Here is a 22,980-nt window from a genome sequence, read left to right on the forward strand (position 1 = left end):
TGGATGATCAAAAGCGGAATCTTTCGTTATTCATCCGGACTTTCATAGAGATAATAAAACTCGGCCCCCAGGCCGCCTTCATTAATCATATCCTGGATCGCATTCGTTTCATTATCCGTTTCGGGCGTTTGTACTTTTGCAGTCATAAGCCAGCAGACCTCCTTTAACATATACTTTAGTATATTCGGGTAGGGAGCCGGCTGTTCTTGGTCTGTGCCGGTGGAAAGCAGGTTTTCATTTTTACACTGAAAAGTTTGTCCGATTATAACTTTCTTGGCGTTATGGCAGCGGACGGCAGGTGAAGCAGTAAAAAAAAGAGACACCAAATATATTATTTGGTGCCGAATAAGCGGTCGCCCGCATCTCCCAGTCCGGGAACAATATACCCTTTTTCATCAAGTCCTTCATCCAAGGCGCCCAAATAAATGTCCACATCCGGGTGCTCCTTTTTTAACACTTCCACGCCTTCCGGGGCTGCTACGAGACACATCAGCCGAATATTTTGCGCGCCGCGCTTTTTCAAGGAGTGAATGGCATCATTTGCAGAGCCGCCTGTTGCAAGCATAGGATCGATAACGATTAATTCACGTTCATGTATATCGGTAGGCAGCTTCAGGTAATATTCCACCGGCTGCAGTGTTTCCGGGTCACGGTATAACCCGACATGTCCAACCTTGGCAGCAGGAATCAGTTTGAGCACACCATCCACCATGCCCAGGCCGGCACGCAAAATAGGGACAAGTCCTATCTTTTTGCCGGAAAGTACTTTGGCTTTTGCTTCCGTGACAGGGGTCTCCACCGTTTTTTCCTGCAACGGCAGATTTCTTGTAATTTCAAATGCCATCAGTGTGGATACTTCATTAACCAGTTCACGGAACTCTTTCGTTCCCGTGTTTTTATCCCTTATGTACGTCAATTTATGCTGAATTAACGGATGATCCAGTACAAATACATTTCCCATTCGCGATCACTCCTTATAAGTTTGTAACATCTTTAAAATTGTACTCAAAAAATACACTGGTTTCAAGTGGCAGGAAAGTCAGTTAATTAATTTACTTTCCTCGAAGATCGTCATATTTCAAGTAAGGACATAGAAGCGGTTTTTATTTTTCATTCGTAATGGACCAAAGGGATGTGATTTATTTCCGTTCAGGCGTATTTGCCTGATCAATTACCGAATAGCCTGAACGTCACGTACCAGTTCTGGAACGATGCCGATACTTCCCTTCCAATTACGGACACATTAAAAAAGGACACCCGCTGATCGGGCATCCTCTTAAATTTATGCATAGATTGGCAGTTTGTTTGTTAACGCAAATACGCGTTCTTTTGCTTCTGAAAGTTTTTCTTCATTTTCGTGATTTTTCAGGGTCAGAGAGATGATCGCTGCAATTTCCTTCATCTCGGACTCGCCAAATCCGCGCGTAGTCACCGCTGCTGTTCCGATGCGCACGCCACTCGTAACGAACGGACTTTCTTTGTCAAAAGGAATCGTATTCTTATTTGTAGTAATTCCAATATCATCCAGTACTTTTTCAGCAGTTTTTCCGGATAGATTTAATGGTGTCACATCCAGAAGCAACAAGTGGTTGTCTGTACCTCCGGATACGACGCGCACTCCTTCGTTTTCCAATGCTTCACTCAAAGTCCGGGCATTAGCAATAATTTGTCTGTTATAGGTTTTAAATTCATCGGAAAGTGCTTCTTTGAACGCCACTGCTTTAGCGGCAATAATGTGCATGAGCGGGCCGCCCTGCATTCCCGGGAACACGGACTTGTCTATCTTCTTCGCATATTCTTCTTTGCAGAGAATCATTCCTCCGCGTGGTCCGCGCAAGGTTTTATGCGTCGTTGTTGTTACAAAATCCGCATGCGGTACCGGATTCGGGTGCAATCCGGCTGCAACAAGACCGGCAATATGTGCCATGTCCACCATTAGATATGCGCCCACTTCATCGGCAATTTCCCGGAATTTCCCAAAGTCAAGGGTGCGGGAATAAGCGCTGGCCCCTGCTACAATCAGTTTTGGTTTTACTTCCTTTGCCTTTTCCAGCACCGTATCGTAATTAAGTTTCTCAGAACCTTCTTCCACACCATAGTCAACAAAATTATACAGGGTTCCGCTGAAATTAACGGGACTGCCATGTGTCAAATGTCCACCATGATTCAAGTTCATACCCAATACGGTATCACCCGGCTCCAGCACAGTAAAATAAACAGCCATATTTGCCTGTGCACCGGAATGTGGCTGCACATTAGCATGATCGGCACCAAATAGTGCTTTTGCACGATCACGGGCAAGGTTTTCCACTACATCCACATGTTCACAGCCGCCGTAATATCTTTTGCCCGGATAGCCTTCAGCATATTTATTCGTAAGTACGGACCCCATCGCTTCCATGACTGCTTCCGAGACAAAGTTTTCCGATGCGATCAATTCGATTTTTTGCTGCTGTCGTTGTTTCTCCGCCTGTATTGCGTCAAAAACTTCACTGTCACTCTGTTTTATGTATTCCATTCTGTTGAAAACCTCCTGTATATTTTTGTTGCATGTGATCATAAATGGGAAGTGCTCTGCTTTACGCAGTCGATGGATAAATCCTGGACCTGTTAAGGTAACAGGGCCAAGGAAAGATTGTGTTTTCTGCTTTTACGAAGCTATTATAGCATATAATTTATTTTTCATGGGGGAAAAGACAGAAATAAATGTTTAATGGAAAATTTTGTGTTCAGAAGGCTTCTTCTTTGAGGATGGTTCATAACTTTAAAATATCAAAAAAACCGAACAAATTATGACGATAGAGTATCACCGGCAGCTCCGGGAATATACTTCGCTTTCACCTCAGGCACAAGTGCGACATCCGATCAACCTCCCGTTGGTCGTTTTCTCAGTGTCTTCTTTGCCGCAGGCGGATGATGAGCCTCCTTGCCCCGGCAAGGGGTATGCCGACGTTGCCCGCAAAGGGCGTTTTTAGTCGGCCTTCATTAATGTTGCCCTGCGGGATCTCATCGATGCCTTTTCTCCTGCTGGAGTCTCCGTATATTCCCGGAGCTGGGTAAGTGTTTGTTTGGATTCTTCTCCGACAAAATTAGTTATGTCCCTACCTCTTCTTCTTTGCCGGTTTGCTTCACTTACAGCTGTTATTTGCACTTGTGTCGGTATACTTGGCTCTTTCCCCGCCGATTAACTTTGGACGTGTTCGGGCAGCGGTTAACCTGGCATTTCCAACCCAGCGCTTTTCCAAACGGACAGGAACAGCAACATGCTTCAGGTGCATGCCAATCATCGTTTCGCCGATATCGATTCCGGCACTGGCCTGAATGTGTTCGACCAAAACAGGATGGTCCATATGTTTATATGCATAGGAAGCCATAGATCCGCCTGCTTCCGGTACGGGCACAGCAGATACTTCCGAGAGCTGAAATTGTTTTACCGTATTCCTTTCCACTACAAGCGAACGATTTAAGTGTTCACAGCATTGAAATGCAAGATGGACGCCGGTTTTTTCCTGCAGGTTTTTCAATTTATTGAGGACCGCTTCAGCTATATTCTCACTTCCGGAAGTTCCTATTTTTTCACCGGCAATTTCACTGGTGGAGCAGCCTATGACAAATAAGTCACCTTGATGCAGGTAACCGGAAGCCACCCATTCTTTGACAATGTGTTGCATATCTTCAGAAGTTTTTTGCTGTAAACTCGCCATCTGAATCCCTCCATGATTTTTTTAAAACATATTCCTCTTTTTCAAAAAAAGACATCTGCAGGTGAGATGTCTTATAAATATAAGCTAAATATAAGCGTTATTTATTTTCATACTCGTCCACTTTGCCGAGGCGGTTTGCGTGGCGGCCACCTTCAAATTCCGTTTCGAGAAAGGCTTTCGCTACTTCACGTGCCAGTCCCGGGCCAACAACACGTTCTCCCATGGCAAGTACATTGGCATCATTATGCTTACGGGTCATTTGTGCACTGAATGTGTCATGCGTCAGGGCACAGCGGATTCCTTTTACTTTATTTGCTGCAATTGACATGCCGATGCCGGTTCCGCAAATAAAAATACCACGATCAAACTCCCCACTCGCTACCCGTTCAGCAGCCGGGAGGGCATAGTCCGGATAATCCACGGAAGTTTCACAGCTGCAGCCTGTATCCTCATATTCAATTCCTTTTTCTTCCAATAACTCCTTTACAGCGTTGCGGATGGTCATCCCTGCATGGTCTCCGGTAATAATTACTTTCATTTTTATGACTCCTTTCGGGTTTATTGTTTCCGTTATATCAGGAAACCCTGAATTGATTTATTTGATTGTTTAACTCTTTTGCCTGGTCTTCCAGTTCATGTGCAAGTTCATCCACTTTTTCTATAGTAGCGGTCTGTTCGTGAATGGCCGCATTCATTTCCTCGGCACCCGCGGAAGTTTCTTCAGAAATGGCAGCCACTTCCTGGGATTGGGTTACCGTTTCCTGAATGGATTCCAGCTGCTGGTCCACCAGACTGGAAATAACATCAATCTCTGAAGCCGTGTCCTGCACAGAACCGGCCATTTGTTCAATAGCTGTATTTGTTTTTTCTCCATTTTTTGCTTCTGCTTTCGCCAATCCTACAGTATTTTTCATTTTCGCTGCTACGCTTTCCACATCTTCCTGAATCGTTGTCAATAATTCGGCAATTTGATTTACTGCCGTTGCACTTTGATCTGCCAATTTACGGATTTCTTCCGCTACTACGGCAAAACCCCTTCCGTGTTCTCCAGCTCTTGCAGCTTCAATGGATGCATTTAATGCCAGCAGATTTGTCTGCTCGGCAATTTCCCCGACCATGGAAATAATCGATTCCACCTGCCTGGCATTTTGATTTAAATGCTCCACATCGGCAAGCGAAACTTCCTGATCATCAGCGAGGTTTTGAATCCCCTCTACTAATTGGTTTACCACATCTTGACTGTTCGTTAACGTATCCAGCATCGTGATTGATTTTTCTTTTGACTGTGTTGCTTTACTTTGCACATTTTTTGCCAGCTCTGTCGCCATTTCGATTGATTCTGCCGTATATTGAATGGACTCAGAGGCGTTTTCAGCTCCGTTTGAAATATCATCGATCGATGCCCGGATGAGCGAAGCATGGCGGGAAGCCTGATCCGATACTTTTTTCATGTGGATCACTGATTCATTTGTATTATCAAAATGTTTGTCAATATTATGCACCATGCTCCTCAGGTTTTTCAGCATCGTATCAAATGATTTGCTGAGGGCCCGTATTTCATCATCCGATTTTGGTATTTCCACTTGCTGGTTCAAATTTCCACTTGCAGCCATCGATGCTGCTTCATTCAGTTTTTCCAATGGTTTTGTAATGACTCGGGCAGCAAAAAAAGCCAAGAGACCCGACCAGATGATTCCAAGGGTCAGTGTTGCAATGGTAAAAATTTCTTCCGGGATTTGCCAGTACACCTGTACATAATCAAACACTACATAAAGAAATAAAGCACTTGTCGTGTACGTAATGATGGCTAATGCCGTTGCGAACAATACGAGTTTTAATCGTAGACTGAAGCGGTATTTGTTTTTCCCCATGATAGTTTTCCCCTGTCTATTTATTTATTTTTTTCTTTAACAGATCGACATAATGGGATAACTCCTGCAATGTTTTTTCATATACCTCCAGGGAACCACCGAATGGATCGGATATATCGTAATTAATCAGGCTTGCTTCCAGGCTTTTAATACGTTCTATATCTTCTGCCATGTGAACGTGCAGCTCCTGTTCCAGCTGGTTATTATTCAATTTATGCTCATTTTGCCTGATAAACATTGCTCTTTTCTCTTCGTAGTCTGCATAGACCTGCTTTAATTCATCCCATACTTTTTTATCGGCTTCTGAGACATATTCTTTTAGGGTGAAATATTTTTCCTGGTAACCGGGAAAATCCATAATCAATGATTGTTTGTGCTGTGTGGTCATGGTTAATACAATATCCGCCCAGCTTAATAAGTCATTCGTTACAGGCTGGGATTGATGATCCAGTTCAATATCATAGTTTTTTAATGCTTCTGTTGCTTTTTCATTTGCACGCTGATGATGCATGGCAAAAATCCCGGCTGACTTCACTTCCGCTTCCGGCATTCTTTTTTTCACCAAAGCTTCTGCCATCGGGCTCCGGCATGTATTTCCTGTACAGACAAACAATATTTTCATTGATTGAACCTCCACAATTTTTCTCTAGATTAAATATATCATAGATAATGGGATCATGTCAGACTGAAGTTAAAACCGGATTGCGTGAGGAGGGGGTTTTTTCGTTGAATTAAATGCCGGGAGCAGGAGGAGACGGGGCCATCCTGGACTTGGCAGCAGAAATTACAGATTTTTACATATTACTACACATCACCGTAAATAATGTCTTTTTCATTTACCACTTGTTGGCATCGCCCACTCCCCGGACCATCTTCAGATGCCCTGGTAATAACATGATCTCGTTAGGGGTTGATCCGGAAACTTCCCCGTCCATGTCGGCATCTTTTTGCGGATCGGTGTTTAATGTTAATTTATGCACCTGAAAGTGCTCCAGTTCCGTAAAACTCTCCTTATCTGTCATCGGGTTCTTCATGGACAGCAACTCACGGAAAGCAGCGAGATTGGATTCTTTAATGATTAATACATCGAACATGCCATCATTTAGCTGGATGGACGGGATTGGCAATTCTGTTGTTCCAATAAATTTACCATTTAATACAATGATCATGACCGCTTCTCCGTTATGCTCATGTTGTTCGGTCGTGATTTTATAACGGAATACTTCTGCCTCGTTTACGGTGCGGATCGTACTCATAATATAACTGAGTACACCAAGGCTATTTTTCTGTGCTTGATCAATGTTTTGCGAGGCTTCGGCAACCAGACCAATTCCCCAGAAATTGAGAAAGTAACTGTCATTTGCTTTACCGACATCCACCGGCATCACTTCACCTGCTGCGATGGTTTGTGCAGCCTGTTCAAGATCCTGTGGTATTTGCAGCATACGGCTGAAATCATTGGCCGTGCCAGCCGGCAAAACACCAATAACCGGGCGTCGTTTTAGTAGTGCCACTGCATTGATGCATGCATGTAAAGTTCCATCGCCGCCAAGTATAATGAGAAGATCGATTTCTTCTGCAAAACGCACGCATGCTGCCTGTGCCTCTTCAATACTCGCGGTTTGAATTATTGTGATTGATTTTATTTTTTTCGCTAATACGGGCAGTGTTTTGGCCAGCTTTTGTTCTATACCATCACTGCCTGCTTTGCTGTTATATAAAAATAATGCTCTCTCAAATCCGGACATTTTCACTTCTCCTGACAATTTTTTATAAGTCTTGCCTTTTATTTCAGGTTGGAAACCTGCTTGTGTAAGTGATTATACGCATCGTCGGTTTAGTCTTTCTATACCCGTTGATTTTGCCTTTCATACTTCTTTTATTTCATTTTGGGATTCGAATTTTGGACAAGACACCAGAATCGTATTAGCTATGCGCTTTATTGGCACGCTTGAAAAACTGCTTTAGTACCTGTTTATTAAGCGCTTGTAAAGTATTGTAAAGTTTCAGTAAATCGCATAGTATTTTTTGCCCATATCGTATTTAATATATTTTGTAAGACAAACTACTTTTTAATTACATAGGAGGTTCATCATGAAGAAGTTTTATAGTTTACTGATTATTTTAGGGTTGGTACTGATCCTTGCCGCATGCGGCAGTGCTGAAGGCTCAGACACGGAGGAAGACACTGATGATGAGACAGGGACAGAAGAAGAAGCAAGTGTTGAAGCTGAAGATGGATCTGGAACAGGCTCCGATGGGGAAGGGATGATTCCGGACACATTAGTCATGGGGTTTGTGCCGTCTCAGGATTCCGATACAATCGCTGATACGGTTGAACCGCTGGCAGAACGCTTAGGGGAAGAATTGGATATTGAAGTGCAGGGCCAGGTTATGACGAACTATAACGCATTAGTGGAAGCAATGGGTGCCAACCAGGTACAAGTCGGCTTCATCCCGGCTTTCGGTTACGTGCTGGCCCAAGAGCAGTATGATGTGGAAGTCATTTTAAAATCCATCCGATATGGATCAGGTACATATAAAGCCCAATATGTTGTACGTTCGGATTCAGGAATTGAGAGCCTGGAAGATTTAGAGGGCACTACCTGGGCATATGGGGATCAGGGTTCCACGTCCGGATATCTTTTCCCTGCAAACCAATTAATGGAAGAATTTAGTTATGCAAATGCTGCTGAATTGGAAAGTGACTTTTTCGGCGGAACACTTCAAACCGGTGGACATGATAACTCAGCAATCGCAGTTTATGAAGGAGATGCTGATGTGGCAACGACATTTGATGATGTGCGTACAGAATTGGAAGATGAATATCCGGATGTTATGGATGAACTGACTATTTTAGGTTATACAGATGACATTCCAAATGATACCATTTCTGTTACTAAAGAGCTTGATGATGATTTTGTTCAGAAAATTAAAGAGACCTTCCTGTCATTTAATGATGATCCCGAAATGATTGAAATCATGAATGAAGTGTATAACTGGGATGAAATTGACGAAGCTGCCGATGAAGAGTATGACGTTGTAAGAGAAACTTACGAAAAATTCCAGGATAATATCGAACTTTAAGCTGAATGGATCTTTAGGGAAGAGTCTGAGACAGAACTCGAAGTAAGAATAGAAAAGACGAACAAACCATCATATTAGCTCCGGAAATATACGTAGACTCCTTGAAAATGCTATGCATTTCTCACGAAGATGTAATGTTGCCGAAGCGTTACTTGTCCAGCGGGAGCAAAGGTATCGGTGAGACCCCGCAGTGCAACATTAATGAAGGCCGACTAAAAACGCCCTTTGCGGGCAACGTCGGCATATCCCTTGTCGGGGCAAGGAGGATTACCAGCCGCCCGCGGCAAAGAAGACACTGAGAAAACGACCAACGGGAGGTTGATCGGATGTCGCACTTGTGACTGAGGTGAAAGCAAAGTATATTTCCGGAGCGGGTTTTAGGCGCAAAGTATAAGGATGTTCGGGCTTCTGTTTACTAAAATTGTTTTGTCCCGGCCTCATCTTTCCACTTTTTATGATATTAGTTTGTTATGGAGGAAATACATATAATGATTGAATTCAATGATATCGGTCTTGTCTATCCAAATGGCACAGAAGGCCTGAAAAATATAAATGTCACCATTAATGATGGTGAGTTTGTCGTCATCGTTGGTTTATCCGGAGCCGGCAAATCCACTTTCATACGCAGTATAAACCGCCTGGTGACACCTACTTCGGGATCCCTGCACATAGATGGAGAGAATATTCTTACCTATCGCGGAAGTAACTTAAGAAAACTCCGGACGAAAACCGGTATGATTTTCCAAAGTTATAATCTTGTTAAACGGTCCAATGTACTGAAAAATGTACTTGCCGGCCGTTTGGGGCATACTGGTACATTAAGGTCGATTTTAAATTTATATAAAAAAGAAGATTTGTCTTTGGCTTACGAAAGCCTGAAGCGGGTAAATATTGATGAAAAAATATACAACCGTGCGGATGAATTAAGCGGCGGACAACAACAGCGGGTAAGTATTGCCCGTGTACTGACACAAAAACCAAAATATATATTAGCGGATGAGCCGGTTGCTTCACTTGACCCTCCAACCTCACACCAAGTCATGAAGTACCTGAAAAAAATCAATAAAGAAGATAACATTACAACCATTGTAAACCTGCACTTTATTGATATGGCGATGGAGTATGCAGATCGTATTATCGGCATGCGTGCGGGTGAGGTGGTTTTTGACGGACCTGTATCGCAAGTTTCCGAAAAAACATTTGAGGAGATATACGGCCGCTCCATACGTAAGGATGACTTGCGTGGGGAGGCGAATGAATCTTGACAACGGAAAAATCAACCGGGAAGACCATCCCTTCCATTTATCCTGCCAAAACAAAAATGCAGGTATCCTTCATGTTTTTTGTTGTATTGGGTATTTATCTTTTCAGCATGTACTGGACACAAAAAGAAATGGTCGGCGGCTTTGGCGGTGCACTCGGCAATATGTATACCGTTGCCGAAAAATTTTTCCCGCCGAACACTGCAGTTATACCGGCCATTTGGAGGCCACTGGTGGAAACCATTCAAATGGCCATTATCGCCACTACTGTTGCGGCTGTTTTAACCGTTCCCCTCGCATTGATGGCAGCACGGAATATAGTTGCATGGAAACCATTATACTATGTGACCCGGACCGGCTTGAATATCCTGCGTACCATTCCGGACCTTGTATTGGCAGTCATTTTCGTTGGGTTATTCGGAGTCGGTGTTTTTCCGGGTATCCTGGCGCTTATTATTTTTTCATTGGGCATATTGGCCAAACTGATTAGTGAAACGATCGAATCGGTGGATATGAATCCGCTTGAAGCAATGCGCGAATCCGGCGGCAATGTGTTCCAGGTAATCTGGTATGCATTAATTCCGCAGGTTTTACCGCAGTATACATCATTGGTTCTGTATGTCTTTGAGATTAATATCCGGGCATCTGTTGTATTAGGACTGGTCGGTGCCGGTGGAATCGGTCTTATTTTAAATCAGCAACTGGGTTTTTATAATTATCCCAATGCCATGATGATTATTATTATGATTTTCATAGTGGTGATCATTATTGAATATATCAGCTCGAAAATAAGGGAGGCACTGTTATAATGAAAAATTTCACCTTACCTCCAAAACCAAAAGGCTCCGCCCTTAAACGAATTAGAAACATCACCATCGCCATGCTTGTCATTGCTTTGTATGTCTGGACATTTGTAAGTATTAATATTGACTGGGGCAGGGCCATTGAACGGGCTGTTAATAACTTCCAGAGAGTGGTACCGCGACTGTTCAATCCGGACTGGGAAGCAGCTGGAGAAGTTTCCATGGCCATGCTGGAAACCGTCTTTATTGCATTTGCCGGTTCGTTAATGGCGGCAATATTAGCCGTGCCTCTCTCCTTCCTGGCTGCGCATAATATGATGGGGGGGAAAGTATTCTCGACCATCGGAAAGTGGGTGTTGTCCGCCGTTCGCGCATTCCCAGATCTGATTTTGGCAATTCTGTTCGTCGTAGCCGTCGGGCCGAATGCTTTTGCCGGGGTGCTTGCCATCGCTATCGGCTCTACGGGAATGCTCGGAAAAATGTTCTCTGAAATCATCGAGTCTATTGACATGCAAGTGGTGGAAGCCATGAAAGCAAATGGTGCCAACCGGATACAAATCCTGTTCTATGCGGTCATCCCGCAAATTATTCCCGAGTTCCTGTCTTATGCCATCTATCGTTTTGAAATCGATATTCGGGCATCGTCCATCCTTGGGATCGTGGGCGCCGGCGGGATTGGAACGATGATTATTTTTGCAGCGAATAACCGGGATTGGAATGAAATGGGCATGATTTTATTAGCCATCGTCATTGTTGTAACGGTGATCGACTTTGCTTCCTCCAGAATCAGAAACAAAATTGTATAATGAATAAGGATGTCTCACAGAACGGTTCTTTTCTGTGAGACATTTCCACCTGAGAAAGGATGCTTCTTATGGAAAAGGATAAAGCAAACGTTATTTTATTATATACGAGTGATGTGCACGGTCAGGCGACGCCCATTTTTTACGGAAGCAATGAGGCAGCTGACATCGGCCTGGCGAAGTATGCGACGGCGGTGGGTCAGGTACGTGAAGAAAATGAGGCTATCATCGTTGTGGATAACGGGGATTTAATACAGGGGACACCATTAATGACCCATTATGTGAAGGAACACGCCGACAAAGAAAATCCAATGGTTGGCGTGATAAATCGAATCGGACTGGATGCAGCTGTCATAGGAAATCATGAATTTAATTTTGGGAGAGATATTTTGGCAGATGCCGTGAATCAATCCGCCTTTCCGTGGTTGTCGGCAAATTGTCTCGACAAAAGAACCGGTAAACCTTATTTTGGTCCTCCTTATATAATGAAAGTATTGGATCAAGGCGTAAAAATTGCCATCGTCGGCGTGACCACACATTATATTCCCAATTGGGAAGCAACGGAACATATTAGAGACATGGCATTTGCCGATGCCTTTTCCACTTTACAGACATGGGTCCGGAAAATCCGCGAAACAGAAAAGCCGGATATTCTCATAGCCATGTATCACGGCGGCTTTGAACGTGATGTACACACAGGCGAACCGACGGAACCATTAACCGGAGAAAATCAGGGATATAAAATGTGCACGGAAATAGAGGGCATTGATGTGTTATTAACAGGCCATCAACATCGTCAGCTAGCCGGAAAAATAAATGATGTACTGATCATTCAGCCGGGACATGATGGAGAGGCATATGGAGAGGTTCACATAGATATGCAATTTGCATCCGGGAAATGGATGATCACCGATAAACGTGCACAGGTAAAAACGCTTGAGGGGGTACAGGCAGACCCGGGCATCCTGGCATATACGAATGAATTAGAAACCTCCACACAAGAATGGCTTGATCAGCCAACAGGCTTTATTGACGGAGACATGTCCGTCAAAGACCCATTCCGTGTCAGATTGTCCAAACATCCTTTTATTGAATTTATCCACAAAGTACAAATGGAGGCAGGCCATACGGATATTTCCGTCACTTCCCTGCTCAATGACAACGCAAAAGGGTTTTCCGGTACAGTGACAATGCGGGATATCGTATCTAATTATATTTACCCGAATACGCTTGTGGTGCTTGAATTAACGGGAGAGGACATTATATCCGCTCTGGAAAAGAGCGCAGCCTATTTTGTATTGAATGAACAGGGGCAGATCACCGTAAACCCGGCATATGCCGAACCAAAGCCTCAGCATTACAATTACGACATGTGGGAAGGCATTGACTACACGATTAATGTAGCTCATCCTGCAGGGGAAAGGGTGGAGAATATCACCTATCATGGTTATCCGATTGACATAAATAAATCGTATCACGTCGTGCTCAATAATTACCGGGCGTCCGGCGGGGGAAATTTTGATATGTTTAAAGGTAAACCGGTCATCCGGGAAATCCAAAAGGATATCGTAGAATTAATTCGCGAATATTTCGAGAAACATAAAACCGTAAAAGCGACACTGTCAAAAAATTTTATCATAAAAGCAGAATAAAACATCCGGGGCAGTTTTCATTTTTTTTGCAGAATGACCCTGAACCATTTTATTTTATACCGGTGGAAGAACATCCTATAATTATATGCTTGTACGGGTAGTGGTTTTCCCTGCCGCCCGTACCTGAATTGGGTGGGGCAGCTGGGCCTCCCCATCCTTCAATCCCAAAACGCTGATGTCAATAAAATTAACAGAGCGCTTGATATGAAATTTCTCGTCTGTAATGCAGTCTTACCGTTAAAATATCAGATTCAAACCAAATCCGATCAAAATGCTCCCGCCGAGCATTTCACTGTAGGCACCGAGAAACCCATACATTTTTCGGCCGGCTAGCATGCCAATCCAGGACAGCAGCATACTGGCCGCCCCAAACAGAAGTAATGCCATCGCTGTTTGAACACCGGACAGGCCGAGGCTCAGCCCTACCGGAAAACTGTCAATGCTTACGCCAAAAGCGAGCAAAATAAGACCGGTGCCGATTGGCTGCATCAATTTTTTCGCTTCGTGATTGAATGCGGAAAAGAGCATTTGTGCACCAATTCCCACTAACAGCAATCCCCCTGCCAATGCCGTTAATTCATTCATTTGGGTGGATATGACTCTTCCAAGCATGATCCCCAGAAAAGGCATGAGTATATGAAACAATCCGACTACCACCCCAATAAGCGCTACCCTTTTCAGCCGCAACCGCTGCATCCCCAGACCGAGACTGACAGAAAAAGCATCCGTCCCCAATGCTACAGCTAAAAATATATATGAAACAAACTCACCAATATAACCTGACATCCGGCTTCCCCCTTGGACATACTTATAAAATATATGCACGTCCAAAAAAGAATATGTACAACACTTGCTTGCCGGATTCAGAATAGTGTGAATTGAGGGGTCAGACCCTCATGCCGAATTCTGAATAGTGTGAATTGAGGGGTCAGACCCCAATATGTTTAGTGGCGGCTTTTTTCAGTCGGTTCATGATGGCTTGTCCGATGCCTTTTTCCGGTAGTGCTTCACAAAGAATGAGATCCGTTTCCCCTTCTTTGAAGGCTCTTAGTGCTTCGTATAAACTGGCTGCAATTTCTTCCGGGCGGGCTCCGAGGTCAAATACCTGGTCGGCATGGAGCTCTTTTGCTGTCCCGCTTGTTGCCATGACGCCAACCTTTTTATCATTACTTTTTTCTCTGTTTATGATTTCCTGTATCTGCTCCGCTTTCCCGTCCACCAGCCATAAATCCATATCAGGAGCGTAATGTTTATATTTCATACCGGGCGATATTGGTTTTCCATGCACACTATGTAAGCCGGGATCCAGCAGTACTCCTCCCAGCACTTTTTCCAGCTGCTCACCGGTCACACCGCCGGGCCGTAAAATAACAGGAACATCCCCAGTGCAGTCCACCACTGTAGATTCCAATCCGACACCAGTAGCTCCTGCGTCCAGAATACCGGCGATTTTTCCGTCCAAATCTGCCTGTACATGGGCTGCAGTCGTTGGGCTCGGTTTCCCGGAAGCATTGGCACTGGGAGCCGCAAGGGGGATATTGCAGGCTTTTAACAATCGGTTTGCCACAGGGTGGTCCGGTATTCTTATTGCAACAGTCGATAAGCCCGCTGTCACATTTTCTGCACACTTCCCATTATGCGGCAAAATGAGAGTGAGCGGGCCCGGTGTGAAATGTTCAATTAACTTATCCACATAAGCGGGCCTCGTTGTAACAAGCCCGATTAATTGCTCCTTCGTTGCCACATGTGCAATTAAGGGATTATCCTGGGGGCGTCCTTTTGCCTCAAAAATTTTACTTACGGCTGACGGATTTGTTGCATCTGCACCAAGCCCATATACAGTTTCCGTCGGGAAGGCCACAGTCTCTCCGTTTAACAACAACTCCGCTGCCTCTTCAATGGATTTTTCCATAGATATATTATCCTTTTTTATATTCCAGAACTTTGTTTCCATTTTCTTGAACCTCATTTCTTCTCTATCAGTTTAAAGGAAATAAACGGAATACGCAAAAATATGAGGAACGCCTCTCTGCCATTTGTGGATAACCTTAATTCTCTTACTATTACACACATGTTCAGAGAAGGAAAACATCATTTCACAAAGAACTATCCACATCAATTTCAGATGTTTTTACACTACTTATTATTTGAAAAATACAAATAAAAAAACACCTATATTACGCTCATTTAAAAACCTCTCTAACCGCGTACTATAAGTGTTTTTTTGCTATTTTTCTATCTTTTGTATCAGACGTTTGGACAACCACGTGTTATGCACAACTATCCTGTTTTACACACAAACACTCCACAGGTTATCCACATCTTTTTACCCATGTTAATTAGTTATCTATGACACTTGATACGTCCACCAATTTCCTTCCTGTTTTGTATGTTTATCCACAAACAACTCCCCTTTTTGTGGATGAAATTGTAATGCATCCAAAATAATATCAACAACCGGCTGATGGCTGTGTACATATACCTTTTTTGCATGCTGTTCTTTCGCCAATGCAAGGATGGATTCCAGGAGCACCGGCAATTTGGCTGCTTCATTTTGTGTTATGTACAGCTGCTTCAGCCAATACATTTCCTTGTCGACCTCTTCCAGTACAAAACATCCCTCAATTTTATCGTTCAATTCTACTACGTAGCCATGCTGCATCAGTCCGTCTTTTTTTACATTCTCATTATTCATCAGAAATGCTTCCATCTTTTCTACAGAAACTTGGTTCGCTCGGATTAGATTCATTGTTAGTTGCGCAGATTGATTCCCGCGCTTTCCTCCTTTCCCTGTCCAGTATTCAGGTTATGTCTGGAAGTGTAACCTGCTGTCTCAACTATTCCAGTTGCGATGATAGTATGGGCAGCTTTTCTATATTCTATGCAATAGGAACGGATTTATGACCAGCCGAACCATTCAAATATGAAAAATTTCACTTCTGCTTCTTCGGCATTTTCCGCTTCATCCGTATCCTCTGCTGCTGCACTCGTTTCATCGGAAAAGTCGAGGAAACAAAGCGGCGGAAACAGGACACACCACCAGTTTTCTCCATCACCATCTCCGAGTGTAATCAGTACCGCCTCATAGTCACCGGCCGGGTAAATATAAGGTCCATATTGTCTGGTTGGAAATTCCACATTACTTCCGTACTCCACACTGTAGTTCCTTTCTTCCCCTTTTTCTTCCAATACTTCTTCTACTATTTTCTCTATTTCCGGAGTGCGGGATTCTATTAAATCTCTCGCTTCATCAATATTTGTAATATCCTTTACCCATTCCGTAATTTCCTCATTTACCCGATCACGCACTGTATATTTCATTTGCTGATCCGACTCGCTGTCACTGTTGGCAAGAATACGGAGCCGGATCGCTTCATCGGGAATGACCTGATATTCACCATCCGTATTTGCTTCATGGCTCACTGTTTGACTCGGCATACTAAGAAATATAATAAAAAAGATAAATGCAAAAAAGATAAGTTTCTTCATGACTTCCTGCTCCTTTGTTTTTCTCATTTAACATCAGTATGGGCAGGGAATAAATATTTTAAACTAGTAATCTCTTATTTTTTTAATATATTTGAGAAGATGCTGAAATCAGCGAAAAAAACCGGATTATTCTGCAGAGAGCGCCGCAGAAACAATCCGGTCTTTTCCATTGATATCTTTTATTATTTTTATGTCGCTTTCGGGAAAGGTACTTTTTATAAGCTGTGGCACGGAGTTACCTTGTTCATGACCAATTTCAAATGCCAGCAGACTATTTTCCTTCAAGGCTGATTGGGACTGGTCTATTATTTGTCTATATGCCGATAACCCATTATCGCCTGCAAATAATGCAATTTCCGGGTCAAAATCCTTCACTGTATCAGCAAGGAGGGATTTCTCCTTTTCGGCAATATAGGGCGGGTTGGAAACAATGATATCAGCCTGTATATTTCTTTTCATAAACGGAGTTAAAAAGTTACCCTGCAGAAAAGTTACATCTGCTCCCAGCTGCATTGCATTTTCCTTTGCTGTGGATAAGGCTTCGGAAGAAATATCGGTTGCAAAGACCGCTGCCTCTTCCAACTCGAGTTTTAATGAAATGGCAATGACCCCGCTGCCTGTGCCGACATCCACGATGGTCAGTGGTCGTTCTTCGTTTTTCCATTTTTCCCCTTCCTGGATCACATGCTGGACAAGCTCTTCTGTTTCCATTCTGGGAATGAGCACATGTTCATTTACGAGAAAGCTTCGCCCGTAAAATTCCGCCTCTCCCATTATATGCTGGATGGGCACACCGGTTTCGGCATGCTTTCTTATATCTGCTTCAAATGATGCCAAAGTTGCTTCCGGCACCGGATCCTGCATCATTGTGAAAAATGACGCCCTGGATACTTGTAAATGATGCTGCAGGAGCAGTTCCGCCACTTTCGGCTCCCGCTGATGCGCTTCTAAAAAAAGAGAAGCCCGGCGAAGGACTTCGTACAGTTTTTCCATGTTATTCACCTATTTGTTCCAGTTTTTTCGCCTGTTCTTCCATCAAGAGGGCATCAACAAATTCATCCAGCTTGCCTTGCAATATTTGATCCAGCTTTTGAATGGTTAAGCCGATCCGATGGTCTGTCACCCTGTTTTGCGGAAAATTATACGTGCGAATCCGCTCCGAACGATCTCCGGTACCTACCGCGGATTTTCTGTTTTCATCATATTCAGCCTGCGCTTCCTGCTGGTACTTGTCATAAATCCTTGCCCGGAGCACCTTCATCGCTTTTTCTTTATTTTTTATCTGTGACTTTTCATCCTGAATGGAAACAATAATTCCGGTCGGCTCATGTGTCAGCCGCACAGCAGACATTGTCGTGTTTACACTCTGCCCGCCGGGACCACTGGAAGCAAATGTATCCACACGGATATCTTTTTCATTAATGTCGACTTCCACTTCTTCCGCTTCCGGCAATACAGCAACCGTCGCAGTAGAGGTATGGATCCTGCCGCCCGATTCTGTCTCAGGCACACGCTGTACACGATGCGCCCCGTTTTCATATTTTAACCTTGAATAGGCACCATTGCCATTAATCATGAAAATTATTTCCTTATAGCCGCCGACCCCGGTCGAGCTTGCTTCCATCACTTCTATTTTCCAGCCATAATGCTCTGCATAACGGGAATACATGCGGTACAGATCACCTGCAAATAATGCAGCCTCATCTCCCCCAGCTGCCCCGCGTATTTCCATAAATACGTTTTTATCGTCATTCGGATCTTTCGGCAGCAGCAAGATCTTCATTTTTTCTTCCAATTCCTCTATCGTTTCCGTGAGCTCGGCAATTTCCGCTTTTGCCATTTCATACATTTCATCATCCAAATCATCTTCCAGCATTTCTTTGGCATCTTTCAACTCGGAATTCGCATCCTTATACGCTCGATATGCCTGAACCACTTCTTCCAGGTCGGATTGCTCCTTCGAATATTCACGGAGTTTCTTTGTGTCATTAATAATTTCCGGATCACTCAGCAATTCATTCAGTTTGTTATAACGATCTTCCAAAGATTGCAAACGTTCCAGCATTACAGTCACCTCTTTCAGACTAACAGTATAATTATAGTACACTCAAGGGGAGAGGTCAAAATTATTTTGAGGTGGCCGGGATGCGGACGTGATAGTTAGTGCTTTTCTGCTAGGTTAGGGTGGGCCTGTCGGGCGGGTATGAGCGCTTCTCCGGGGTTATGAGCGAATTCCACGGGGTTATGAGCGAATTCCCGGGGGTATGAGCGAATTCCACGGGGGTATGAGCGCTTTCCCGGGGGTATGAGCGCTTTCCCGGATTTATGAGCGAATCCCCGGGGATATGAGCGCTTTCCCGGATTTATGAGCGAATCCCCGGGGATATGAGCGCTTCCCCGGATTTATGAGCGAATCCCCGGGGATATGAGCGCTTTCCCGGATTTATGAGCGAATTCCACGGGATATGAGCGCTTCCCCGGATTTATGAGCGAATCCCCGGGGATATGAGCGCTTCCCCTGACTTTTGAGCGAATCCCCGGGGATATGAGCGCTTCCCCTGACTTTTGAGCAAATCCTCAAGGGTATGAGCGCTTCCCCGGATTTATGAGCGAATCCCCGGGGATATGAGCGCTTCCCCGGATTTATGAGCGAATCCCCGGGGATATGAGCGCTTCCCCGGATTTATGAGCGAATCCCAGGGGTATGAGCGCTTCCCCGGATTTATGAGCGAATCCTCGAGGGGTATGAGCGCTTCCCCGGATTTATGAGCGAATTCTCGAGGGTATGAGCGCTTTCCCTGATTTATGAGCGAATCCCAGGGGTATGAGCGCTTCCCCGGATTTATGAGCGAATCCTCGAGGATATGAGCGCTTCCCCTGACTTATGAGCGAATCCCCGGGGATATGAGCGCTTCCCCGGATTTATGAGCGAATCCCCGGGGATATGAGCGCTTCCCCGGATTTATGAGCGAATCCCCGGGGATATGAGCGCTCCCCCTGACTTATGAGCGAATCCCCGGGGATATGAGCGCTTTCCCTGATTTATGAGCGAATCCCACGGGATATGAGCGAATCCCCGGGGATATGAGCGCTTTCCCTGGGGTATGAGCGAATCCTCGAGGATATGAGCGCTTCCCCGGATTTATGAGCGAATCCCCAGGGGTGTGAGCGCTTTCCCGGATTTATGAGCGCTTCCCCAGGAGTATGAGCGCTTTCCCGGATTTATGAGCGAATCCCAGGGGTATGAGCGCTTCCCCGGATTTATGAGCGAATCCCAGGGGTATGAGCGCTTCCCCGGATTTATGAGCGAATCCCCGGGGATATGAGCGCTTCCCCGGATTTATGAGCGAATCCTCGGGGGTATGAGCGCTTTCCCGGATTTATGAGCGAATCCCCGGGGATATGAGCGCTTCCCCTGACTTTTGAGCGAATCCCCGGGGTTATGAGCGCTTTCCCTGACTTTTGAGCGAATCCCCCACCTTATAGTTAAAATTTTAATTTCAGCTCATACACACTTCCTTTTTTAAATCCAAGTAAATTGTAACCACCCTTTTTCATTAGTCTTTTCATAACATCGCGGGATTGAATGCGTAAAAAAGCACGTGCTTCCCTATTGGTTATTTTATCGCCCAGTATTAACATATAATCATTTAGTGCGGAAATATGAGCAGCATCGTCGTAGTGTTCGCATTGTGAGCAAAACCATTGCTGCCTGTTTCTCATCATTGGCAGAAATCCGCATTTTGGGCAAAACACACCTTTTATTAAGTTGTCGGGATGTATATGATATTTTTCCAAAAGATTCACACGGGGTGGCACATGGGCTGCTTTTAACCTGTTTGCCATGTTGTGGAGCTGCTCCATAGAAACATTTCTTTTCGTATGTTTTTCCTCCAGCGCTTGAATTCTAAAAAAGAGTTCATTATTATGGATGACTTCATGCGGGATTTTGACTTTTGGGGAAGAGGTGGTGATCATCGTTTTCGGATGGCTTATCACTACGACGTATTCAAAAGGCATTACGGGGAAATTATTTTTTTGAAACCATTTCTGAAGTCGGTGAACCTGTGTCCTCACCTGCGTAACCGGATTATCAAAACCTTCTTCCCTGCCATCCGGGGTCCTGCGTGTCACTTGACCATTCTCACCAAAGATGACAGTACCCTGCCAATTTTTCACTTCAATTATTAAGTTAAGGTTTACGACCAACAGGAGTGTATCCATTTGGAAAGAACCATGGTCATCCGGCAGCCGCAAATTATGCAATATGAAATACTTTTGTTCATCCAAAAAGCCCAAGGGATAATCCACCTGTTTTTCACCGTTAATTTCTGATTGTTTCTTTTTAATATCAGTTAGCATATTTTCTTTTTCCGGGTGATGGGCAGGGGTCCTTCTGAACAAAGCATCAAACCTCATTATTTCCATCTGTTTATTACGTTCTTTAAAAATCGTAATCATCCACTCCTTTTTTAATTATTGGTGGGTAAAGTGAAATAAAAATGGATAAACCCAGTAATCTCCCTGAACACAAGGTTTTCATTACTACATTTCCATTGTATATACCATTCGACGCAAACGGTCAAAATCCTTTTTATGTAGAGTAGAAAACAGGAATTAGATATTGCCTTCTTCCTCGGGTTTCGGGGGGGTTCCACCTTACTAAGCCAGACATTAGGGCAATTCCATTTCCTATAAGTAAAAAAAGCACCTCATTCGGGTGCTTCTACTCTGTGGCAGCTTCTGCCAGACTTTCCGTTATTTTCTTTCCCGGCTTTCCCGGTACTTCGTGATGGTGGCGGCATCTTGGTTCATAGGATTCGGATGCGCCGACAAGAATGACCGGATCATGGTAGGAAGCCGGTTTACCATTAATCAGGCGCTGGGTACGGCTGGCAGGTGAGCCGCAAACAGGGCATATGGCATTCAGCTTGGTGATCGATTCACTCAGCGTCATCAGTGCAGGCATGGGGCCGAACGGTTCCCCGCGGAAATCAGTATCCAATCCGGCTGCAATGACAATGGCTCCCTCGTTTGCCAGTGTTTCCACAACCTCTACAATATTTTCATCAAAAAATTGTGCTTCATCGATTCCAACGATATCTATGGACCCATCCACATGGTGAAGTATTTCCTCTGAAGACGTGACTGGAAGGGCCATAGTGGAATGGCCGCTGTGCGACACCACAGCCTCCTCATTATATCGATCATCAATGGCAGGTTTAAACACGCGTACCGATAAATTGGCATATGTCGCTCTTTTGACGCGGCGGATCAGCTCCTCGGATTTTCCGGAAAACATGCTGCCGCATATGATTTCCACCCACCCGTTTTGTTTCATGACGTACATGGTCAGGTACTCCCTTCCCCAATGCTTTTTCTCATATAACAATACCACTTTTAACACAAGTTGAACCTTTTTTATGTATGAATCAATTTCATAATAGAGAAGTTAGTATAGGAATCCGAACAAAGTTGATTTCCGCTCCAGACGGACGCCTTCACCACTGGCACAAGTGCAACATCGACTCAAACTCGTTTTCGTCGTGTTTTCTTTGCCGCGGGCTCTGCCTCAGCCTCCTCGTTACGCTGCGGGGTCTTCGGCTATCGCTGTTCCCGCTGGGGTCGCTGTCTTCCGCTCCAACCAACAGGCTGGCGTTCTGTATTAACACATCATAAAATGTTTTTATTAATTAATGTTCGGATACTTAATAAAAATAAGCAATTATACAATTAACTCGTATAAAAACGAAAAACAGGCAAATGTAGACGTTTTGCCTGTTTTCCTCAGACTTTAGCCAAGTCCTTTATTCCAGTTGCTTCAGCTATCAAAAGCAGCCTTAAAGAAGGGCTGCTTCGATGCTTCCGCCTTTATTTCATATTATATTTTTTCTTGAATCGATCTACACGGCCGCCGACTTTATCCGCTTTTTGCTTCCCGGTGTAGAATGGATGGGAATCAGAGCTGATTTCCACACGAATTAACGGGTACGTGTTACCGTCTTCCCATTCAATCGTTTCTTCAGAACTTTGTGTAGAACCACTTAGAAACTTAAAGTCTGAGCTCGTGTCCAAAAATACAACTTTTCTGTACTCCGGATGAATATCCTTTTTCATGTCTTCCACTCCTTTTTGCCCTGAATCTTTGTTGAATCAGAGTTATTGTAAGAGCCGTCACAGGTGAAATACCTTATCAAAACTCACATAAAAAGATTATAACAGTCTCCCGTTTTGATTGCAATAGAAGAAATATAAAATAAGTCCTATCCAATCATTTCCTCGCCTGTAACAAAGCTGCTTTTTTCTACA

The 22,980-nt window shown here is 44.2% G+C and carries 21 protein-coding genes; 5 read left to right on the forward strand and 16 right to left on the reverse strand.

Annotated features, from left to right (window positions below):
- Positions 1-331 precede the first annotated feature (331 nt).
- The 7 genes from upp to ACZ42C_RS11860 all read right to left on the reverse strand — a co-directional run bounded on the left by upp (position 332) and on the right by ACZ42C_RS11860 (position 7,323).
- Positions 332-961 carry a uracil phosphoribosyltransferase gene (gene upp / locus ACZ42C_RS11830; protein ID WP_461180107.1) on the reverse strand — a complete coding sequence of 210 codons (630 nt, stop codon included), beginning with the start codon at positions 959-961 and terminating at the stop codon, positions 332-334.
- A gap of 321 nt (positions 962-1,282) precedes the next feature.
- Positions 1,283-2,518: a serine hydroxymethyltransferase gene (locus tag ACZ42C_RS11835; RefSeq protein ID WP_461180106.1), complete on the reverse strand. Its 1,236-nt coding sequence runs from the start codon at positions 2,516-2,518 to the stop codon at positions 1,283-1,285.
- A gap of 610 nt (positions 2,519-3,128) precedes the next feature.
- The gene (locus ACZ42C_RS11840) at positions 3,129-3,704 is read right to left on the reverse strand and encodes a TIGR01440 family protein (protein WP_461180105.1); all 576 of its coding nucleotides are present in this window, start codon (positions 3,702-3,704) and stop codon (positions 3,129-3,131) included.
- A 97-nt stretch (positions 3,705-3,801) separates the two neighbouring features.
- A complete protein-coding gene (gene rpiB, locus ACZ42C_RS11845) occupies positions 3,802-4,242 on the reverse strand; it encodes a ribose 5-phosphate isomerase B (RefSeq protein WP_461180104.1) in 441 nt (146 codons plus the stop codon).
- A gap of 37 nt (positions 4,243-4,279) precedes the next feature.
- Positions 4,280-5,575 carry a methyl-accepting chemotaxis protein gene (locus ACZ42C_RS11850; protein ID WP_461180103.1) on the reverse strand — a complete coding sequence of 432 codons (1,296 nt, stop codon included), beginning with the start codon at positions 5,573-5,575 and terminating at the stop codon, positions 4,280-4,282.
- A gap of 16 nt (positions 5,576-5,591) precedes the next feature.
- Entirely contained in the window at positions 5,592-6,197 is a 606-nt protein-coding gene (locus ACZ42C_RS11855; protein ID WP_461180102.1) for a low molecular weight protein arginine phosphatase, read from the reverse strand.
- Between the two features lie 214 nt (positions 6,198-6,411).
- A complete protein-coding gene (locus ACZ42C_RS11860) occupies positions 6,412-7,323 on the reverse strand; it encodes a diacylglycerol/lipid kinase family protein (protein WP_461180101.1) in 912 nt (303 codons plus the stop codon).
- Positions 7,324-7,669: 346 nt separating this feature from the next.
- Here ACZ42C_RS11860 and ACZ42C_RS11865 point away from each other — a divergent pair, with 346 nt between their 5' ends.
- From ACZ42C_RS11865 to ACZ42C_RS11885, 5 genes are all read left to right on the forward strand, one after another.
- Positions 7,670-8,662 carry a phosphate/phosphite/phosphonate ABC transporter substrate-binding protein gene (locus ACZ42C_RS11865; RefSeq protein ID WP_461180100.1) on the forward strand — a complete coding sequence of 331 codons (993 nt, stop codon included), beginning with the start codon at positions 7,670-7,672 and terminating at the stop codon, positions 8,660-8,662.
- A gap of 488 nt (positions 8,663-9,150) precedes the next feature.
- Entirely contained in the window at positions 9,151-9,927 is a 777-nt protein-coding gene (phnC, locus tag ACZ42C_RS11870) for a phosphonate ABC transporter ATP-binding protein (RefSeq protein ID WP_461180099.1), read from the forward strand.
- A gap of 56 nt (positions 9,928-9,983) precedes the next feature.
- Positions 9,984-10,733, forward strand: a complete 750-nt coding sequence (phnE, locus tag ACZ42C_RS11875) for a phosphonate ABC transporter, permease protein PhnE (RefSeq protein ID WP_461180169.1) — start codon at positions 9,984-9,986, stop codon at positions 10,731-10,733.
- On the forward strand, positions 10,733-11,533 hold the full coding sequence (gene phnE / locus ACZ42C_RS11880) for a phosphonate ABC transporter, permease protein PhnE (protein WP_461180098.1): 801 nt from the start codon (positions 10,733-10,735) through the stop codon (positions 11,531-11,533). The genes phnE (ACZ42C_RS11875) and phnE (ACZ42C_RS11880) overlap by 1 nt, the downstream gene beginning before the upstream one ends.
- 59 nt (positions 11,534-11,592) lie before the next feature.
- Complete coding sequence (locus ACZ42C_RS11885; RefSeq protein WP_461180097.1) at positions 11,593-13,182, forward strand: bifunctional metallophosphatase/5'-nucleotidase; 1,590 nt, start codon at positions 11,593-11,595, stop codon at positions 13,180-13,182.
- A gap of 237 nt (positions 13,183-13,419) precedes the next feature.
- Here the strand turns inward: ACZ42C_RS11885 and ACZ42C_RS11890 are convergent, their stop codons facing one another.
- The 9 genes from ACZ42C_RS11890 to ACZ42C_RS11930 form a co-directional block, all read right to left on the reverse strand.
- Positions 13,420-13,968: a manganese efflux pump MntP gene (locus ACZ42C_RS11890; RefSeq protein WP_461180096.1), complete on the reverse strand. Its 549-nt coding sequence runs from the start codon at positions 13,966-13,968 to the stop codon at positions 13,420-13,422.
- 142 nt (positions 13,969-14,110) lie between these two features.
- Positions 14,111-15,136 carry an L-threonylcarbamoyladenylate synthase gene (locus tag ACZ42C_RS11895; protein ID WP_461180095.1) on the reverse strand — a complete coding sequence of 342 codons (1,026 nt, stop codon included), beginning with the start codon at positions 15,134-15,136 and terminating at the stop codon, positions 14,111-14,113.
- A 393-nt stretch (positions 15,137-15,529) separates the two neighbouring features.
- Entirely contained in the window at positions 15,530-15,877 is a 348-nt protein-coding gene (locus tag ACZ42C_RS11900; protein WP_461180094.1) for a GNAT family N-acetyltransferase, read from the reverse strand.
- 203 nt (positions 15,878-16,080) lie between these two features.
- Positions 16,081-16,671, reverse strand: coding sequence for a stage II sporulation protein R (gene spoIIR, locus ACZ42C_RS11905; RefSeq protein ID WP_461180093.1), 591 nt, complete (start codon positions 16,669-16,671; stop codon positions 16,081-16,083).
- A gap of 126 nt (positions 16,672-16,797) precedes the next feature.
- Positions 16,798-17,664, reverse strand: coding sequence for a peptide chain release factor N(5)-glutamine methyltransferase (prmC, locus tag ACZ42C_RS11910; RefSeq protein ID WP_461180092.1), 867 nt, complete (start codon positions 17,662-17,664; stop codon positions 16,798-16,800).
- A gap of 1 nt (position 17,665) precedes the next feature.
- The gene (prfA, locus tag ACZ42C_RS11915; RefSeq protein ID WP_461180091.1) at positions 17,666-18,736 is read right to left on the reverse strand and encodes a peptide chain release factor 1; all 1,071 of its coding nucleotides are present in this window, start codon (positions 18,734-18,736) and stop codon (positions 17,666-17,668) included.
- A gap of 1,421 nt (positions 18,737-20,157) precedes the next feature.
- Positions 20,158-21,132, reverse strand: a complete 975-nt coding sequence (locus tag ACZ42C_RS11920; RefSeq protein ID WP_461180090.1) for a nuclease-related domain-containing protein — start codon at positions 21,130-21,132, stop codon at positions 20,158-20,160.
- Between the two features lie 265 nt (positions 21,133-21,397).
- Positions 21,398-22,021 (reverse strand): thymidine kinase, encoded by a 624-nt coding sequence (locus ACZ42C_RS11925; protein WP_461180089.1) that lies wholly within the window; start codon positions 22,019-22,021, stop codon positions 21,398-21,400.
- 521 nt (positions 22,022-22,542) lie between these two features.
- Complete coding sequence (locus ACZ42C_RS11930) at positions 22,543-22,788, reverse strand: type B 50S ribosomal protein L31 (protein ID WP_461180088.1); 246 nt, start codon at positions 22,786-22,788, stop codon at positions 22,543-22,545.
- Positions 22,789-22,980 lie beyond the last annotated feature (192 nt).

The organism is Virgibacillus kimchii (assembly GCF_055379185.1).

What these genes read in the sequence shown, in the direction of transcription:
- upp (WP_461180107.1), bottom strand. Translation starts at nt 961, where the DNA reads ATGGGAAATGTATTTGTACTGGATCATCCGTTAATTCAGCATAAATTG.
- ACZ42C_RS11835 (WP_461180106.1), bottom strand. Translation starts at nt 2,518, where the DNA reads ATGGAATACATAAAACAGAGTGACAGTGAAGTTTTTGACGCAATACAG.
- ACZ42C_RS11840 (WP_461180105.1), bottom strand. Translation starts at nt 3,704, where the DNA reads ATGGCGAGTTTACAGCAAAAAACTTCTGAAGATATGCAACACATTGTC.
- rpiB (WP_461180104.1), bottom strand. Translation starts at nt 4,242, where the DNA reads ATGAAAGTAATTATTACCGGAGACCATGCAGGGATGACCATCCGCAAC.
- ACZ42C_RS11850 (WP_461180103.1), bottom strand. Translation starts at nt 5,575, where the DNA reads ATGGGGAAAAACAAATACCGCTTCAGTCTACGATTAAAACTCGTATTG.
- ACZ42C_RS11855 (WP_461180102.1), bottom strand. Translation starts at nt 6,197, where the DNA reads ATGAAAATATTGTTTGTCTGTACAGGAAATACATGCCGGAGCCCGATG.
- ACZ42C_RS11860 (WP_461180101.1), bottom strand. Translation starts at nt 7,323, where the DNA reads ATGTCCGGATTTGAGAGAGCATTATTTTTATATAACAGCAAAGCAGGC.
- ACZ42C_RS11865 (WP_461180100.1), top strand. Translation starts at nt 7,670, where the DNA reads ATGAAGAAGTTTTATAGTTTACTGATTATTTTAGGGTTGGTACTGATC.
- phnC (WP_461180099.1), top strand. Translation starts at nt 9,151, where the DNA reads ATGATTGAATTCAATGATATCGGTCTTGTCTATCCAAATGGCACAGAA.
- phnE (WP_461180169.1), top strand. Translation starts at nt 9,984, where the DNA reads ATGCAGGTATCCTTCATGTTTTTTGTTGTATTGGGTATTTATCTTTTC.
- phnE (WP_461180098.1), top strand. Translation starts at nt 10,733, where the DNA reads ATGAAAAATTTCACCTTACCTCCAAAACCAAAAGGCTCCGCCCTTAAA.
- ACZ42C_RS11885 (WP_461180097.1), top strand. Translation starts at nt 11,593, where the DNA reads ATGCTTCTTATGGAAAAGGATAAAGCAAACGTTATTTTATTATATACG.
- ACZ42C_RS11890 (WP_461180096.1), bottom strand. Translation starts at nt 13,968, where the DNA reads ATGTCAGGTTATATTGGTGAGTTTGTTTCATATATATTTTTAGCTGTA.
- ACZ42C_RS11895 (WP_461180095.1), bottom strand. Translation starts at nt 15,136, where the DNA reads ATGGAAACAAAGTTCTGGAATATAAAAAAGGATAATATATCTATGGAA.
- ACZ42C_RS11900 (WP_461180094.1), bottom strand. Translation starts at nt 15,877, where the DNA reads ATGAATAATGAGAATGTAAAAAAAGACGGACTGATGCAGCATGGCTAC.
- spoIIR (WP_461180093.1), bottom strand. Translation starts at nt 16,671, where the DNA reads ATGAAGAAACTTATCTTTTTTGCATTTATCTTTTTTATTATATTTCTT.
- prmC (WP_461180092.1), bottom strand. Translation starts at nt 17,664, where the DNA reads ATGGAAAAACTGTACGAAGTCCTTCGCCGGGCTTCTCTTTTTTTAGAA.
- prfA (WP_461180091.1), bottom strand. Translation starts at nt 18,736, where the DNA reads ATGCTGGAACGTTTGCAATCTTTGGAAGATCGTTATAACAAACTGAAT.
- ACZ42C_RS11920 (WP_461180090.1), bottom strand. Translation starts at nt 21,132, where the DNA reads ATGATTACGATTTTTAAAGAACGTAATAAACAGATGGAAATAATGAGG.
- ACZ42C_RS11925 (WP_461180089.1), bottom strand. Translation starts at nt 22,021, where the DNA reads ATGTACGTCATGAAACAAAACGGGTGGGTGGAAATCATATGCGGCAGC.
- ACZ42C_RS11930 (WP_461180088.1), bottom strand. Translation starts at nt 22,788, where the DNA reads ATGAAAAAGGATATTCATCCGGAGTACAGAAAAGTTGTATTTTTGGAC.